Below are 15,700 nucleotides of genomic sequence, written 5' to 3'. Positions count from 1 at the left end.
AGATCTTCCGACATACTGATTATGTCCTCTGAGGAGATCGTTGTGCAGTCCAGGATCACTTTGGCCTTGATGTTGACGATATTTCAAAATTCAGATTCAATCAGTTCCGATTTTTTCGTATCTGGTTTGTACTACAGCGTTACAACTAATTTGGTTTGAAGCCCTATATGACCAACCTGGAAGCCACAATAGAAATTACGGGAGACCGTAAGTGAGAGTAAAATATAAAAAAAATTGCCTTATTAACATTAACTGTTTGCATATTATCTGGTTACTGGCTTTGGCTATCACTTCGTCCGGTTGAGGTTGTTGCAGTTCATGACAATGGTAATCATAGCTATGTCTTAGTCAGGCATTTCCCGTTGACAGATAAGGGGAAAATAAACTGGTGGCTAAAAAATAAAGATATGCTTAAAGAAAAATATGATATCCCTAAGCCATCACCCTCTGGTTATTTTACTATTATTTTTTGGGATTTTGGTGTAACTTTCTCAGCGTACGATGGTGATAATTATCGCTTAGGCCAGAAAGGTGAAATTATTAAAGTCGAATCTCATTAACGTCGCTTCCCTCGCGTAAGGACAGCAATAAAATTATCCGTCTTCCCAATTTTGCACCCGCTATGCAGAAGTAGCAAAATGTTAAGAAGGCTATACTATATTGATTCATTACAAGAACATCTGAACCTTTTTTAATGACAGGTTATTGCAGTAAAGCATCCACTCTCTCCCTGGCCTGAATCAGCAATCGATGTCCGGGAGAGGACACAATATGATTAACATTTGCGCACATGATTGCGTACTATCCCCTGTTAAGACCACGACGGAAGATTATACAAGGAATGTATATCGATGGACGCATTACAATTTCCCTGCACGATATTCAAAACCCAAAAGTCTATGGACGCCTACAGCGCCAGGGATATGTGCTGCGGCGATCTGACCGAAGCACAGTTAAAATCTGATTACCAACTGGTGGATGTTTCCACCAGAGCCCACCCTTACACCCTGACCAAAATTACGCCATTCACTCAGCCACAGTCAATGTTTCATGGCTCCCATGGAATAGGGGAAAAGATCACCCGTCATCAATGCGCTAATATCCTGTTCGATGAGTTCCGCGACTTATCTCGCCTGTTCTCGGTTTATGGCCCGTACAAATATCTGATCGAACAGATGATCACTCATATGCAGTACGGTGATGGCAAAACGTTCACCAGTATGCATCTGGACAGTGCTTTGAAGGAGCATATTCTCAAAGATTATTCAACAGAGAACAGTACACGCTTACGGTTAGAGAAAGCTTTTAATACTTTTATAGATTGGGAAAATAGATATTTACCAGTAAAAGAAACAGATAAACTAAGAAAAGTAATCCTGGACAGTAAATTGCCTAAATTCGACAGATTCCAGGATAACTTTAACGGCATGGGTATAGCTGTCCACGACACGTGGACAACACACATCACTATAAAATCGCTACAGGTTGATAATGACCGTTACGGCGCGGTGGTGCATTACAAAATCCAGGATCACTTTGGCCTTGATGTTAACGATATTTCAAAATTCAGATTTAACCAGTTCCGATTTTTCCGTATCTGGTTTGTACTACAGCGGTACAACCAATTTGGTTTCAGGCCATTTATGACCAATATGGAAGCCACCATAGAAATCACCGGAACCCGTAAATTAGAATGAAAAACAAGAAAGCTATTGCGCTGTTCTTTCTGGCTGGCTGTGTGTTTCTGGGCTACTGGCTTTGGCTGTCGCTGCGTCCTGTAGAGATTATTGCGGTTCATCATAGAGAAAGTAATTTTAGTGCTATTTTGGTTAAAAACACTCCATTTACAGATAAGGGTAAAATAAATTGGTGGATGGAAAACAAAGCTATTTTTAAAGAAAAGTATAATGTTCCTAACCCAGCGGAGGATGGTTCTTTTTCAGTTACCGTCTGGTTGTTTGGAGAGGGGTATAAAGAGGAGGGAAAATATGACAGATTCTGTTTCAATGATATTAAAAGCGAAAAAAACTGTATTGAAAAAGATGCTGTATTCACTGTAACTAATAGCAAAAATAGAGGTGTTTTTTTTACTATATATGATGGTGATAATTACCGATTAGTCCAGAATGGCGACATTATAAAAGTCGAATCCGATTAAATGAGTTATTGGTACAAAGTATCCACTATCTCCCGGTCCTGAATCAGCAATCGATGTCCGGGAGAGGACAAACTATGATTAACATTTGCGCACGTCATTGCGTATTATCCCCAGTGAAGACCACGACGGAAGATTATACAATGAATGTATACCAATGGACGCATTACAGCGGTATAACCAATTTGGTTTCAGGACATTTATGACCAACCTGGAAGCCACCATAGAAATCACTGGAGACCGCAAGTGAGAATAAAAAACAAGAAAGCTATTGCGCTGTTCTTTCTGGCTGGCTGTGTTCTTTTGGGCTACTGGCTTTGGCTGTCGCTGCGTCCTGCAGAGGTTGTCGCAGTACATAAAGATGGAGAGTTTAGCTCTGTCCTGGTAAGAAACTTCCCGTTTACTGATAGAGGGAAAATTAGCTGGTGGCTGAAAAATAAGAACATGTTAAAAGAAAAATATGATATTCCGCAACCTGGGAAAAATGGTTTTTTCTCTATAGTTTTCTGGGATTTTGCAGATGGCTATAAAGAGCAAGGTAAATACGACAGGCGATGCTTTGATGATATACAACCACCGTTGAATTGCATTGATAAGAACAGAATTTTTTCCATATGGAATACCCGAAATAGTAACATTTCATTTGGCGTTGACGGTAGCGAATACACCATCAATAAAAACGGTATAATTGTAAAAAATGAATCAAAGTAACAGCATATCTTACTACCCCCCTGTCCGGAACGTGGCAAAATAACACTGAGGCTATCCCCCGTGAAAACCACGACGGAAGTTTATACAAGGAATGTATACCAATGGCTCCATTACAATTACCCTGCACGATATTCAAAATCCTCTTTTTGGCTGTTTGCGCATTACTCGCTTACGCAACCTGGATATATCTACGCCCAGTGGATTCATCGTCAGCACTTATTTGCGGTAACTTCGCCCGCCAGGTGGCCGTGGGCCGTGAACCGTTTTTTTGTTCATCGCGACATACTAAGCGCCAAATTAAGACACGCCCGCACTGAGTCTGCACCAAAACGGGGCATCTGACCTGGCAATATGACGGCTTTGCACCGTTTCGCTTCTTCTGATGCTGGCACAGTTTATGCTTGGATTGATTGACAGCCTTTAACGTCTGCGAGGTGACGATGCTGAATATCAATCTCTCCGCTTCACCCTTTTTTGATGAGATGCTTCTGGCTGAAGGTGAACACCGTGACCACTACGCTGCCTACTGGCAATGGCTGCAACAGGCTGATCATCAGGCTGTCCAGCGCAAGCGGGAAGAAGCCGCCCTCCTGTTTCACCGGGTAGGGATTACGTTCAATGTCTACGATGACGATAGTGGTGCAGAACGGTTGATCCCGTTCGACAGCGTGCCACGTATTATCCCGGCCGCCGAGTGGGCCATGCTCGATGCCGGTATTCGCCAGCGTGTGCAGGCGCTCAATGCCTTCCTCTACGATATCTACCATGAACAACATATTCTGAAGGCGGGCATCATTCCGGCAGAACAGGTTCTGGCCAACGAACAGTATCAACCCTGTATGCAGGGCGTTGATCTCCATCGTGATATCTATGCACATATTGTCGGTGTGGATATGGTGCGCAACAGTGATGGCGACTATTACGTTCTGGAAGATAATTTGCGTACCCCCTCTGGCGTCTCCTATATGCTGGAGAACCGTAAGATGATGATGCGGCTCTATCCGGAACTGTTTGGACAGCAACGCATTGCCCCTGTAGAACGCTATCCATCGCATCTGCTACAGACGCTTCGCGAAAGCTCACCCATCAACGATCCCACCGTGGTGGTATTGACCCCTGGCCGCTTTAACAGCGCTTACTTCGAACACAGTTTCCTGGCTCAGCAAATGGGCGTTGAGCTGGTTGAAAGTGCCGATCTGTTCGTTAAGGATGGCATGCTGTTCATGCGCACGACTGCCGGGCCATGCAGAATACATGTGATCTATCGTCGGGTTGACGACGCCTTCCTCGATCCGCTGGCGTTCCGCCCGGACTCCATGCTCGGCGTACCGGGACTGCTGTCAGTTTACCGGGCTGGCAATGTCGTCCTGGCCAATGCTATCGGCACGGGCGTGGCTGATGACAAATCTATCTATCCCTATGTTCCGGATATGGTGCGCTTTTATCTGCATGAAGAACCGATCCTCAACAACGTGCCAACCTGGCAATGCAGGCATAAAAATGAGCTGTCGTATGTGCTGGCCAACCTCGAAAAAATGGTCGTGAAAGAGGTTCACGGCGCTGGCGGTTACGGCATGTTGATCGGCCCCGCCGCCAGCAAAGCTGAGCTCGCCCACTTCCGTGACCTGTTGCTGGCGCGTCCGCAAAATTACATCGCGCAAAACACACTGGCGTTGTCTACCTGCCCCACGTTCGTCAACGACGGCCTGGCACCACGTCATATCGACCTCCGACCCTTTGTGCTCAGTGGCGCGGAGATTCGACTGGTGCCCGGCGGGCTGACCCGCGTCGCGTTGACGGAAGGATCGCTGGTCGTCAATTCGTCACAGGGCGGCGGAACCAAGGACACCTGGGTACTGGAGGATGATATATGCTGAGCCGGACAGCCAGTGAACTCTATTGGATGGCCCGCTATCTGGAGCGGGCAGAAAATATCGCCCGGGTGCTGGACGTCACCAACAAATTGTCGATGATGCCCATCCGCAACGGGGGTACGCATGATCTGCTGGTACCGCTCAACCTGACCAGCACCAGCGAGCTGTATGCTGAAACCTACCCGACACTGACGATGCCCAATCTGGTCAGTTTTTTCGCTCTTGATAACCGGAATGACAGCAGCATCTTCAGTTGCCTGCAGATGGGCTGGAACAACGCGCATGCTGTACGTGGCAGCCTCTCATCCGAAGTCTGGGAATGTATCAATGCCACCTGGATCGGGATGAAATCGTTACGCCGTCAGGGCATCGGTTCAGACGGTGCGGACGCCTTCTTTGACTGGTTGAAAGAGCGCTCTCATCTGTTCCGCGGTGCCATGTTCGGTACCCTGCTCCGCAGCGACGCGATGCACTTTATCCGTCTCGGGACGCTGCTGGAACGGGCTGATGGCACCGCCCGTCTGCTGGAAGTGAAAAACAGACTGATGGATATTGATGACGACCCGGTGCGCGAATATTACCGCATGGACACACTGCTGCAGGCGGTAAGCGCGCGCGAAGCCTACCATAGTATTTACAAGCAGCCCCTGAGCCGGGAGACCATCGCCGAGCTGATGATCCTGCGCAACGAGCTGCCGCGTTCGTTGCTGGCGTGTATCAACGATATGGTTCAGCAACTGGAGCTGATTGGTGGCCGTGCAAACCAGCCACGCCGGCTGGCGCATATCCTGCACGCCGAACTGCGCTTCAGTTCCATGAAAGACCTGAGCAGAATCGGGCTGAACAACTGGCTGGAAACCTTTCTCGCCCAGGTAACCGAGATCGCCGAAAGTATTCATCACACGTATCTGGAGGCGCAATGAAACTTAGCATTGAGCACAACACGCACTACCGCTACGACCAGGCGGTGCAACGGAGTATCCAGTACCTGCGACTGACGCCTCAGGAATCACCTCATCAACGCATACTCTCCTGGAAACTGACCTTGCCGGATAAGGCGGTGTGCACCACCGATGCCTTCGGCAACATCATGCATGTGCTGACACTCGATGAACCGCATGAGTCCATCACTATTCAGGCACACGGCGTGGTGGAGATTGAACACGGCATTGAAGATCAGGCTCAGGGGCATTTATCACCGCTGGTCTTCCTGCGCCACAGTCCGCTGACCCAGCCCGATGCGGCGATTCAGGCTTTTGCCCTGCGCTATTATCAGCCCCAGGCGATTCTGGCCGCCCTGGAAAACCTGATGGCGGACCTGCTACTCAGGATGCCATATACCCCCGGCTCTACCCTTGTGACCGACAGTGCCGCAGAGGCTTTCGCCGCGGGGAGCGGAGTATGCCAGGATCATACTCATGTCTTTCTGAGCTGCTGTCGTAGCCTGAATATACCGGCACGCTATGTCAGCGGTTACCTGCACAGCAAAGATTCTCTCCATGTCGCGACCCATGCCTGGGCCGAAGTCTGGATGGAAGACCGCTGGCACTGCTTTGATATCACCAACAATACCCGTATGCCTGATCAACATCTTAAGCTTGCCGTCGGGATTGATTACCTGGATGCCTGTCCGGTACGCGGTTTACGGATTGGCGGGGGATACGAAGATATGTGCGCGATTGCCGCCGTACAAATGATGTAAATTGACCTGTAGCGACTTGCTGATGGTGAAAACTTCATGCACGCTTATGGCGTGCAAATCATTTTTTAAGGGAAGTGTGGTATGACCTATTGTGTGGCCATGCGCCTGTCATCCGGGCTGGTCTTTGCATCCGATTCACGTACCAATGCTGGCGTGGATCATATTTCCACCTTCCGAAAACTGCATGTGTTTCATCAGGACGGCGATCGTACGCTGGTGCTTCAGACTGCCGGTAATCTGGCGACCACTCAAAGTATTATCAGTCTGCTGCGACACCGCAGCAGAAATGCCGACTGTCCCAATCTGCTGAATGCCTCCAGCCTCTATGAGGCCGCTTCTCTGATAGGCGAGACGGTTCGTGAGGTGATCCAGCGCGACAGTGAAGCACAACAGAATGGCAGCACGACAGACTTCAGTTGCAACCTGCTGCTCGGCGGGCAAATCAACGGGGATGATATTGGTCTGTTCCATATTTACCCACAGGGTAATTTCATCGAAGCAACCCGCGATACGCCCTATTTCCAGATTGGTGAAAGCAAGTACGGCAAACCGATCATTGACCGGGTGCTGCACTACGACATGTCTCTGGAGCAAGCGATGCAGTGCGCACTGATTTCACTGGATTCGACTCTGCGCAGCAATCTGTCCGTTGGCCTGCCGCTCGACGTCATGATCTACCCTTCTGATAGCTATAGCGATGCCCGGCAATACCGCATTACCGAAGACCACCCGTACTTTACGACTATCCGTAAAGGCTGGGGAGAAGGATTAGTCAGCACCTTCAAACAGCTACCGCCGCTGGTTCTCTAATTTGAGCAAAATAGAAAGCTCAGTGTTTACATGTCAGCCTGTCAGCGTATCATTCCTGTGAATACCCAAAGGGATTACTTACAAGGAATGTATACCAATGGCCGCATTACAATTTCCCTGCACGATATTTACCACGCAAAACTGGATGGACGACTACTACGCTAAAGATATGCGCTGCGGTGATTTATCAGAATCACAGTTAAAAGCGCATTTTCATTTGCTGGATATCTCCACCAGAGCCAATCCTTACACCCTGGCGAAAATCACCCCGTTCACTCAGCCACAGTCTATGTTTTATGGCGCCCGTGGAGAGGGTGAGAAAATTACCCGCCAGCAGTGCGCTGCACTCCTATTTGATGAATTCCGCGAGTTATCGCGCTTGTTCTCGGTTTATGGTCCGTACAAGCACCTGATCGAAAAGATGATCACCCATATGCAACATGGCAATGGTTCGTGCTTCAGCAATATGTACCTGAACAATGCTTTGAAGGAGCATATTCTCAATGACAGGACAAGAAACAGCACTCTTATTTTGTTGAAAAATGTACTTAAAAACAGCATTAACTGGAAACAACACTGCATTCCGACGGATAAAAAAGAGGCTCTAAGAGCGGCTATCCTCCAGGGTAAATTACCAAAATTCGACAGATTCCAGGATAACTTTAATGGTATGGGGATTACCGTTCACGACATCTGGTCAACACATATTACTATAAAATCCTTACTGATTAATAATGATGGCTACCGTGCAGTTCTACATTACAAAATGCAGGATCACTTTGGGCTTGATATAGACGATATTTCAAAATTCAGATTCAACCAGTTTCGTTTATTCCGTATCTGGTTTGTGCTCCAGCGTTATAATCAGTTTGATTTCAAGCCTTTCATGACGAACATTGAGGCTACTATTGAAATTTCCGGGGAACGTAATGATGGTCAAGAATAAAAAAAAATTATTAATACTATTTTTAGCTGCCTGCGCATTAGTTGCTTACGCTACCCGGATATACCTACGCCCGGTTAAAATTATTGCTGTGCATGACAATGGCACTTTTAGTTCTGTTTTAGTTAAAACATTCCCTTTCACTGATAAACAGAAAATAAACTGGTGGTTCCAAAACAAAGATATGTTGAAAGAAAAATACGGCATCCCAAAATCCGATTCAGACGGCTCCTATACTGTCATTTTTTGGGATTTCGGAGATGGTTACAAAGAAGATGATGGTTACGACAGGCTTTGTTTTAAAGATATGAAACCACCAATAAACTGTATTGATAAAAACTCTTTTATGTTTGTTAAACATGGAAAAAAAAGTGGAACGGCTTTTTGGGTCGATGATGGAATATATCGGGTGAAAGAAAGTGGCGAGATGTTTAAAACCAGATATAAATAATTACTCCCCTCGTCTGGAAGTAGTAGTAACATCATCCCTTTTCCACGGCTTGCACCAGCCATGCGAAAAACCTTGCCAAAATCAGACCGCTTCCAGCGACAAGTTTAATAGCATGCGTATAACTGTCCACGACACCTGGGCAACACAGATCACTATAGAATCGTTACAGGTTCATAATGACCGTTACCGGGCGGTGGTGCATTATGAAGTCCAGGATCACTTTGGCGTGGATGTTGGTGATATTTCAAATTCAGGTTCAACCAATTCCGCTTTTTTCGGCTCTGCTTTGTGCTCCAGCGATACAATCAGTTTGGCTTTAAGCCATACATGACCAATATGGAAGCCACTGTAGAGATTACGGGAAACCGCAATGAAAGCAAAAAGTAAGAAAACGCTTTACGCCCTTCTATTGGTTGCGGTGGGGATTTTCGGCTACTGCCTCTGGTTATCGCTGCGTCCGGTAGAGATTATCGCGGTACATCATAGAGGCCATGGTTCCAGTGCTGTTTTGGTAAGAAACTTTCCATTTACTGATAAAGGTAAAATCAGCTGGTGGCTGAAAAACAGGAATATGTTGAAAGAAATATATGACGTCCCCCGACCAGAAAAAGATGGTGATTTTACTGTGATTTTCTGGCTATTCGGCGATGGCTACAAAGAAACGGATGGATACGACAGATTATGCTTTGACGATATGCCGCCACCGCTAAACTGCATTGATAAACACCGGGTTTTTTCAGTTAATCACAGCAAAAACATGGGGATTTCATTTATTAATAGCGGTGGCATATATCGTATGAAAGAAAACGGAAATATTGTAAAAGACGTATCCGGGTAAACTTGCCACTCTCGCGTAGAGACAGCAACAAAATCATCCTCCCCTCTCCAGCTTGCCCGACCAGGGAGGAGGAACTTCTATCTTCTCCATTTTTCGGACAGCGTTCGATTACGATATACAAAATACGAAGCGCCCAAACTGTTCCAGTACGATTCCTGACCACGACTAACATCGTTTTACCCGAAGAACCCTAATCTATAAACAGTGCTTTCCGTCCCATGTCCGTACCGTTGTCCACATATCAATATGCGTAGAGGAAAAGTATCTGCATGTATAATATAAGCATTTTTTATTTTTAAAATTATCAACCCTGCAAAAGATGGCTATTCTCTATTACATTCTGGTTGTTTAGCGATGGTTATAAAGAAGAGCTAAATACTGTGCTTTGTCGATATGCCATCTCCTCTAAACTGCGAGATGTCTTCACCCTGCTTCCCGGAGTGAGTCAGCATTTTATCGTGCACAACCGCACGATATTCCACTGTTCAGAACACAATTGCATCAGATGGCACAGGATAGTTTCCTGCTTTAACCGACCTTTGCAAAGAAGAGCAAAAAAAGAAATAATCATCCGCTTATCAGGCCTGATGAGACAGGCTACCGCGATCACAGGCGATTACTCAGAGAGTTACCAAATGAATAACGATATTCCCCTTAAGTATTATGACATTGCTGATGAATATGCGACCGAAACGACCAAACCGGTCAGTGAGACCGAGCGTGATGCCCTGGCACGCTATTTTCAGCTACTGATTACCTGTCTGACTAACAACGAAGAGATCAGTGAGGAGTCGCAACAGGAAATGGCACGCGAAGCCGCGATCGATGAAGCACGCATCGATGAGATCGCTTCGTTCCTGAACCAGTGGGGCAACGAGTAACATAAGCAGAGCACCACTCAAAAGAGTGCTGTGCACTGCCTTAGGCGTGTTTTGAAGAGCTGAAATTATTCTCCGGGCTGTCCCCAAAGGCATAGTCTGCGCAGGCATTGTGATTTACACTACGCGCTGTAAAAAACTGAGTAGATTGAGCAGGCAAAAATGGCGATGAACGGAACGATCACAACCTGGTTTGAAGATAAAGGTTTTGGCTTTATCAAAGATGAAAACGGTGATAACCGCTATTTTCATGTGATTAAGGTCGCCAATCCTGATCTGATAAAGAAAGATGCAACGGTGACGTTTGAACCCACCACCAACAACAAAGGCTTATCCGCCTATGCGGTGAAAGTCGCGCCAACCAGCAAATATATCTATATCGCAGGCGAGCGGCTGAAGATCACCTCGATTAAATCGTACCTGGTCTACAACGAAGAAGTCCCGGTCGATGCCGGTGTGGACAAAGAGAACGCTGTGCTGTCAGTGGGTCTGTTGCTGAATAATATCCGTCCGAAGTCTGACCCGAACGCCAGTGAGATGCGCTCACTGAAAAAGCTGGCGGTCACCACCTTCCAGGGAACGACACTGATCTTCTCCGAAGATGAAATCGACATTGAAAGCACGGTTAAAGTGCTTAAAGGCCTGAAGTAATTCCGCAGGCAGGCCGACATTCTGTTTGCAGGATTTCGGCCATGAAGCCCCCACCAGCCTGTATTCAGGCACATTTTTTGACACGAAATCCGCGCCCGCCGGGCTGATAAACGACAAAGCGTCTCTCTGGCAGTTAAAACTGCCCTGCTCTCCCCCCTAATCCATTGTTTATGATAAAACAAAGGTCAAAAGCGCAGGTCATCAAGGTTCATCCCCACAAAGCGACTTTCCAGGGTAGAATCGGATACTTTGTTCAGTCACTGCCAATGTTTTCCATCATCGCAAAGTGATACGAAAAGCGGGTGAAATAAGGTATAAAGCCGCATGAAAATCCCAAACAGAATCCAGCCCCTGGTCGATGACGGCCTGATTGACGATGTCCTGCAGCGGCTGAAAAGCGGCAAAGAAGCAGACGTCTATACCGTGCTATGCGGCGGCAAGGTGCAGTGCGCCAAAGTCTATAAAGAAGCGACCCAGCGTAGCTTCAAGCAGGCGGTGCAGTATCAGGAAGGACGTAAAACCCGTAACAGCCGTAACGCGCGCGCCATGCAGAAAGGCACGAAGTTCGGCCGCAAGCAACAGGAAGAGTCCTGGCAGACAGCAGAAGTCGATGCCCTGTTCCGTCTGGCTAACGCCGGTGTTCGCGTGCCCCAGCCTTATCTCTGCATTGACGGTGTGTTACTGATGGAGCTGGTGACCGACGCCAATGGCTCCGTTGCGCCGCGCCTCAGCGATGTCACGCTCTCCGAAGAGCAGGCGGTCACCGATTTCCACACCATGATTCGCAACATCGTGCGCATGCTCTGTGCCGGTATTGTTCATGGCGACCTGTCCGAGTTCAACGTGCTGCTGGATGAACAGGGTCCGGTGATTATCGACCTGCCACAGGCGGTTGATGCGGCGGCCAATAACCATGCCGAGTCAATGTTCGAACGTGACGTAGACAACATCACGTCCTACTACGGCCAGTTCGCTCCGCAGCTGCTGAAGACGCGCTATGCCAAAGAGATCTGGCTGCTGTATGAAGATGGCAAGCTGACCCCGGAAACCCCGCTTACCGGCGAGTTCGTGGAAGAAGAACGCGTGGTGGATATGGATTCTCTGATGGATGAGATCATCACCGCAGAAGATGAATATTACGAGCGTCAGCGTGCCAGCCGTGATCGCGACGAAGAGTAGTCATTGCATCAATAAAAAGGCAGCGAGTAAACTCGCTGCCTTTTAACTATCGCACTATCATAACGCCCTCACCGCACGATGACAGTCAGCGCAATCAGAGTTATGCCGATGATCATCACGCCGACAAATACCTTATCGAGCCTGCTTTTTTTCATCTTCGCCTCCTTAGAACCACTGACCAAAACGACGGATGTAGAAACGTTTCATGCCCTGCGCCACCAGGCAGTAGCTGAACAGCGTCAGGACCAGCCATGGGAAGTATTGCCATGGCAGTGGCACCAGTCCGACCATCGCACCCAGCGGTGAGAACGGAATCAGGATGCCCAACGCCATCACCGCCAGCGTGGTCAGCATCACCGGTAAGGTGGCGCGACTCTGGATAAACGGAATCTTCCGGGTACGCAGCATATGCACCACCAGCGTCTGAGAAAGCAGTCCCTCGATAAACCAGCCGGACTGGAAAAGCGACTGCACGCCTGCATGGTTAGCGCCGAATACGAACCACATCAGCGCAAAGGTGGTGACATCAAAAATTGACGACGTCGGCCCCATCCACAGCATGAAGCGTTTGATGTTGCCGGCATCCCATTTGCGCGGCTTATTCAGAAACTCACGGTCAACCTTGTCCCACGGCAACGCCAACTGGGAGAGGTCATACATCAGGTTCTGAATCAGCAGATGAATCGACAGCATCGGCAGAAACGGAATAAAGGCACTGGCCACCAGCAACGAGAAAACGTTGCCGAAGTTCGAGCTGGCAGTCATGTTGAGATACTTGATGATGTTGCCAAAGGTCTCGCGTCCTTTGAGTACCCCCTCATTCAGCACCTGCAGATCTTTCTCCAGCAGGATGATGTCCGATGAGGCTTTCGCCACATCTGCCGCGCTATCCACGGAAATCCCGGTGTCGGCCGCGCGCAGTGCTGGCGCGTCATTAATGCCATCCCCAAGGAAGCCGACGGTGTGACCGTTCTGCTGCATCAGACGCACCAGCCGTGATTTCTGCAGCGGCGTCAGCTGGGCAAACAGGGTGCAGCGCTCTGCTTCCTGCGCCAGTTCATCATCGTTCATCGCCTCAATCTGATCGCCGGTCAGCATGGCCGGATCGGTCAGCCCGACATCGGCACAGACTCGCAGCGTCACCAGCGGATTGTCGCCGGTCAGCACTTTCACCGTTACGCCGCTGTCGCGCAGGGCTTTAATCGCCTTACCCGCGCTGGCTTTCGGCGGATCGCGGAAGGTCAGCATCCCCTGGATAACCAGATCGCGCTCATCACTGTCGCTGAGCGGCGCGCGCAATTCGCCATCACGGGTCGCCACCAGCAGCACACGATAACCCTGCTGATGATAGTGTTCGGTCTGCGCCAGCAGCGCCGCACGCTGTGCCGCATCCAGTGCAACCACCGTGTCGCCCTGCCGCACGGCAGTGCTCACCGCCAGCATCTCTTCCACTGCGCCTTTGCAGATCAGTTGTGAACGATGCTGAGCCAGATCTTCCACCAGCACCGACACCCGACGGCGGGTAAAATCAAACGGCAGCTCATCGACCAGCTGAAACTGGCTGCGCTGAGACTGTGAAATGATTCTATCGCCCACGCTGAGCACGGCGCGGTCCATCAGGTTTTTAACACCACTCTGGCTGCCGCTGTTAAGCCATGCCAGCAATAGCACCTCTGCATCTTCATTGCCCCGCGCGTCCAGATGATGCGCTAACAGGATGGTGTCCTGGGTCAGCGTGCCGGTTTTATCGGTACAGAGCACATCCATCGCGCCGAGGTTCTGAATGGCGTTGAGCTTTTTAACGATCACTTTGCGACGTGACATCGCAATCGCGCCTTTAGCCAGGTTGGCGCTGACAATCATCGGCAGCATTTCCGGCGTCAGCCCGACCGCGACCGCCAGGGCAAACAGCGTCGCATCCATCCAGTCGCCTTTGGTGAAGCCATTGATCAGCAGCACCACCGGCACCATCACCAGCATGAAGCGGATTAGAAGCTTACTGACACTGTTCACCCCGCGATCAAACGCGGTCTGCGGACGGCTGCCGGTCAGCGACGAGGCCAGTGAGCCAAACCAGGTTTCACCACCGGTCGCCACCACCACTGCACTGGCTGTGCCGCTAGCCACGCTGGTGCCCATCAGGCAGATATTCAGAGACGCCAGCAGCTCCTTAGCGGTCTGACCTTCGCCCTGGATGCCCTCATCACTGCTGTGTTTCTCAACCGGCAGCGACTCGCCGGTCAGCACCGCTTCACTGATAAAAAGGTTACGTGAACTCAGCAGGCGCACATCGGCAGGCACCTGATCGCCGGTACTGAGCAGAATGATATCGCCCGGCACCAGTTCACTCATATCTACATCCTGGCGCTGCGCAGTTTCGCTGTCCGCCTCACGCCGAAGCACGGTGACCTGGCTGCGAACCATTGACTTCAGCGCCTGCGCCGCACGGTTGGTACGAAACTCCTGCCAGAAGCGCAGCAGCCCGCTCAGCATCACCATGGTGCAGATAATGATCACCCCGGAGAGATCGGTCTCCTGGCCAGTGCGCAGCGGCAGCCAGTAGTCGGTTACAAAACTCACCAGCGCCAGGACCAGTAATACGTAAATAAACGGGTTGTTAAACGCCATCAGCAGTTGAATCAGCGCAGGAGGTGCTTTCTCATGCGCCACTTCATTACGGCCATACAAAGCCAATCTTTTCGCTGCTTCAGCCTGAGTCAGCCCCTGACGATGGCTGCGCAGGTTGTTCAGCGTCATCTCAACGTGCTGGCCTGCCTGCTGCGCCACGGCAAACATTTTTTTACTTTTTTTATCATTACGGTTGCCGGTGGAAGTGATCGCAACCTGTTCCAGTTTCATGTCGCTCATTTCGACATCTCCCTGATTTAAAGCAATAGTTGTCCTGCACGGGAAAAAACGTGCATGGATAAAACCTGGCGTGGCCGGGTTATTTAATGGGGTGACTTTCAGAAACAGTCAGGTTATTGCACCTGCGTAAAAAATAATGATGCGCGCAGGATTACCTGACGCCGGTTATACGCGGCGTTTTAAAAGTCTGATATCAGCGATTGGGCGCAGCCTGGGCTACGCCAGACGGGGCGGAGGAAAAAGAGCGAATATAAACAGCAGCATAACGCGCACTCCTGGTGATGACAGGATTAAAAATAAGGAGCGCGATCGTTAATTAAAGCGGGGATCGCTGCTCGCCGGTTGGCAAGCAGCAGAGGAAATTCAGCTTGCCAGAATAAAGGTTAATCTCGGGTGACTGTCCAACTGAATTCTCCTGAAGTTATCTGCCGCCATTATAAAGAGAGCCAGGCCACGGTAAAGCAATAACGTATTGAATAATGGTTTCGTTGAGGATTTGTTTCTGCTCAGGTTGCCGCTTCGGTAACAGCATGGCGATATTCTTATAACCGGCTGGCAATCCTTATAACCTTTTTGCATATGATTAGCCCATATTCGACTATTCTTCGCATCGGCCCTTTCGTAAACTCGCGTAACTTTT

16 protein-coding genes and 3 pseudogenes are annotated in these 15,700 nt (G+C 49.2%); 17 read left to right on the top strand and 2 right to left on the bottom strand.

Features of this window, described 5'->3' with window-relative positions:
- Nucleotides 1-47: 47 nt before the first annotated feature.
- From AC2LB6_RS09335 to AC2LB6_RS09255, 17 genes and pseudogenes are all read left to right on the top strand, one after another.
- Nucleotides 48-215, top strand: a pseudogene (locus AC2LB6_RS09335) (DUF3289 family protein); the annotation flags it as partial.
- 9 nt (nt 216-224) lie between these two features.
- Complete coding sequence (locus AC2LB6_RS09330; RefSeq protein WP_490093369.1) at nt 225-560, top strand: DUF943 family protein; 336 nt, start codon at nt 225-227, stop codon at nt 558-560.
- Between the two features lie 291 nt (nt 561-851).
- Nucleotides 852-1,697 (top strand): YPO3983 family protein, encoded by an 846-nt coding sequence (locus tag AC2LB6_RS09325; RefSeq protein ID WP_490093291.1) that lies wholly within the window; start codon nt 852-854, stop codon nt 1,695-1,697.
- Nucleotides 1,688-2,158: a DUF943 family protein gene (locus AC2LB6_RS09320; RefSeq protein ID WP_490093368.1), complete on the top strand. Its 471-nt coding sequence runs from the start codon at nt 1,688-1,690 to the stop codon at nt 2,156-2,158. Before AC2LB6_RS09325 ends, AC2LB6_RS09320 begins: the two co-directional genes overlap by 10 nt.
- Before the next feature lie 163 nt (nt 2,159-2,321).
- Nucleotides 2,322-2,405, top strand: a pseudogene (locus AC2LB6_RS09315) (DUF3289 family protein); the annotation flags it as partial.
- Complete coding sequence (locus tag AC2LB6_RS09310) at nt 2,402-2,866, top strand: DUF943 family protein (RefSeq protein ID WP_490093290.1); 465 nt, start codon at nt 2,402-2,404, stop codon at nt 2,864-2,866. The pseudogene AC2LB6_RS09315 and the gene AC2LB6_RS09310, both read left to right, overlap by 4 nt.
- A 440-nt stretch (nt 2,867-3,306) precedes the next feature.
- Nucleotides 3,307-4,743, top strand: a complete 1,437-nt coding sequence (locus tag AC2LB6_RS09305; RefSeq protein ID WP_490093289.1) for a circularly permuted type 2 ATP-grasp protein — start codon at nt 3,307-3,309, stop codon at nt 4,741-4,743.
- On the top strand, nt 4,737-5,663 hold the full coding sequence (locus tag AC2LB6_RS09300; protein ID WP_490093288.1) for an alpha-E domain-containing protein: 927 nt from the start codon (nt 4,737-4,739) through the stop codon (nt 5,661-5,663). Before AC2LB6_RS09305 ends, AC2LB6_RS09300 begins: the two co-directional genes overlap by 7 nt.
- Entirely contained in the window at nt 5,660-6,442 is a 783-nt protein-coding gene (locus AC2LB6_RS09295) for a transglutaminase family protein (protein ID WP_490093287.1), read from the top strand. Before AC2LB6_RS09300 ends, AC2LB6_RS09295 begins: the two co-directional genes overlap by 4 nt.
- Nucleotides 6,443-6,523: 81 nt before the next feature.
- Entirely contained in the window at nt 6,524-7,252 is a 729-nt protein-coding gene (locus AC2LB6_RS09290; RefSeq protein ID WP_490093286.1) for a proteasome-type protease, read from the top strand.
- 97 nt (nt 7,253-7,349) lie between these two features.
- Entirely contained in the window at nt 7,350-8,198 is an 849-nt protein-coding gene (locus AC2LB6_RS09285; RefSeq protein ID WP_490093285.1) for a YPO3983 family protein, read from the top strand.
- Nucleotides 8,182-8,646, top strand: coding sequence for a DUF943 family protein (locus AC2LB6_RS09280; RefSeq protein ID WP_490093284.1), 465 nt, complete (start codon nt 8,182-8,184; stop codon nt 8,644-8,646). The genes AC2LB6_RS09285 and AC2LB6_RS09280 overlap by 17 nt, the downstream gene beginning before the upstream one ends.
- Nucleotides 8,647-8,758: 112 nt before the next feature.
- A pseudogene (locus AC2LB6_RS09275) lies at nt 8,759-9,033 on the top strand (DUF3289 family protein).
- Complete coding sequence (locus AC2LB6_RS09270; protein WP_490093283.1) at nt 9,017-9,484, top strand: DUF943 family protein; 468 nt, start codon at nt 9,017-9,019, stop codon at nt 9,482-9,484. Before AC2LB6_RS09275 ends, AC2LB6_RS09270 begins: the two are co-directional and overlap by 17 nt.
- A gap of 635 nt (nt 9,485-10,119) precedes the next feature.
- Nucleotides 10,120-10,365 carry a DUF2543 family protein gene (locus AC2LB6_RS09265; RefSeq protein WP_490093282.1) on the top strand — a complete coding sequence of 82 codons (246 nt, stop codon included), beginning with the start codon at nt 10,120-10,122 and terminating at the stop codon, nt 10,363-10,365.
- 159 nt (nt 10,366-10,524) lie between these two features.
- On the top strand, nt 10,525-11,013 hold the full coding sequence (locus tag AC2LB6_RS09260; protein WP_490093281.1) for a cold shock domain-containing protein: 489 nt from the start codon (nt 10,525-10,527) through the stop codon (nt 11,011-11,013).
- Between the two features lie 324 nt (nt 11,014-11,337).
- A complete protein-coding gene (locus AC2LB6_RS09255; RefSeq protein ID WP_490093280.1) occupies nt 11,338-12,192 on the top strand; it encodes a PA4780 family RIO1-like protein kinase in 855 nt (284 codons plus the stop codon).
- A 68-nt stretch (nt 12,193-12,260) separates the two neighbouring features.
- Here AC2LB6_RS09255 and mgtU read toward each other — a convergent pair whose 3' ends face one another.
- Nucleotides 12,261-12,347, bottom strand: coding sequence for a magnesium transporter protection protein MgtU (mgtU, locus tag AC2LB6_RS09250; RefSeq protein ID WP_369690077.1), 87 nt, complete (start codon nt 12,345-12,347; stop codon nt 12,261-12,263).
- Between the two features lie 10 nt (nt 12,348-12,357).
- Complete coding sequence (gene mgtA, locus AC2LB6_RS09245) at nt 12,358-15,060, bottom strand: magnesium-translocating P-type ATPase (protein WP_490093279.1); 2,703 nt, start codon at nt 15,058-15,060, stop codon at nt 12,358-12,360.
- Nucleotides 15,061-15,700 lie beyond the last annotated feature (640 nt).

Source organism: Pantoea sp. RCC30.1 (genome assembly GCF_058148845.1).
Note: the sequence above shows the minus strand (reverse complement) of the source record. Positions and strands in the feature narration are given on the sequence as shown.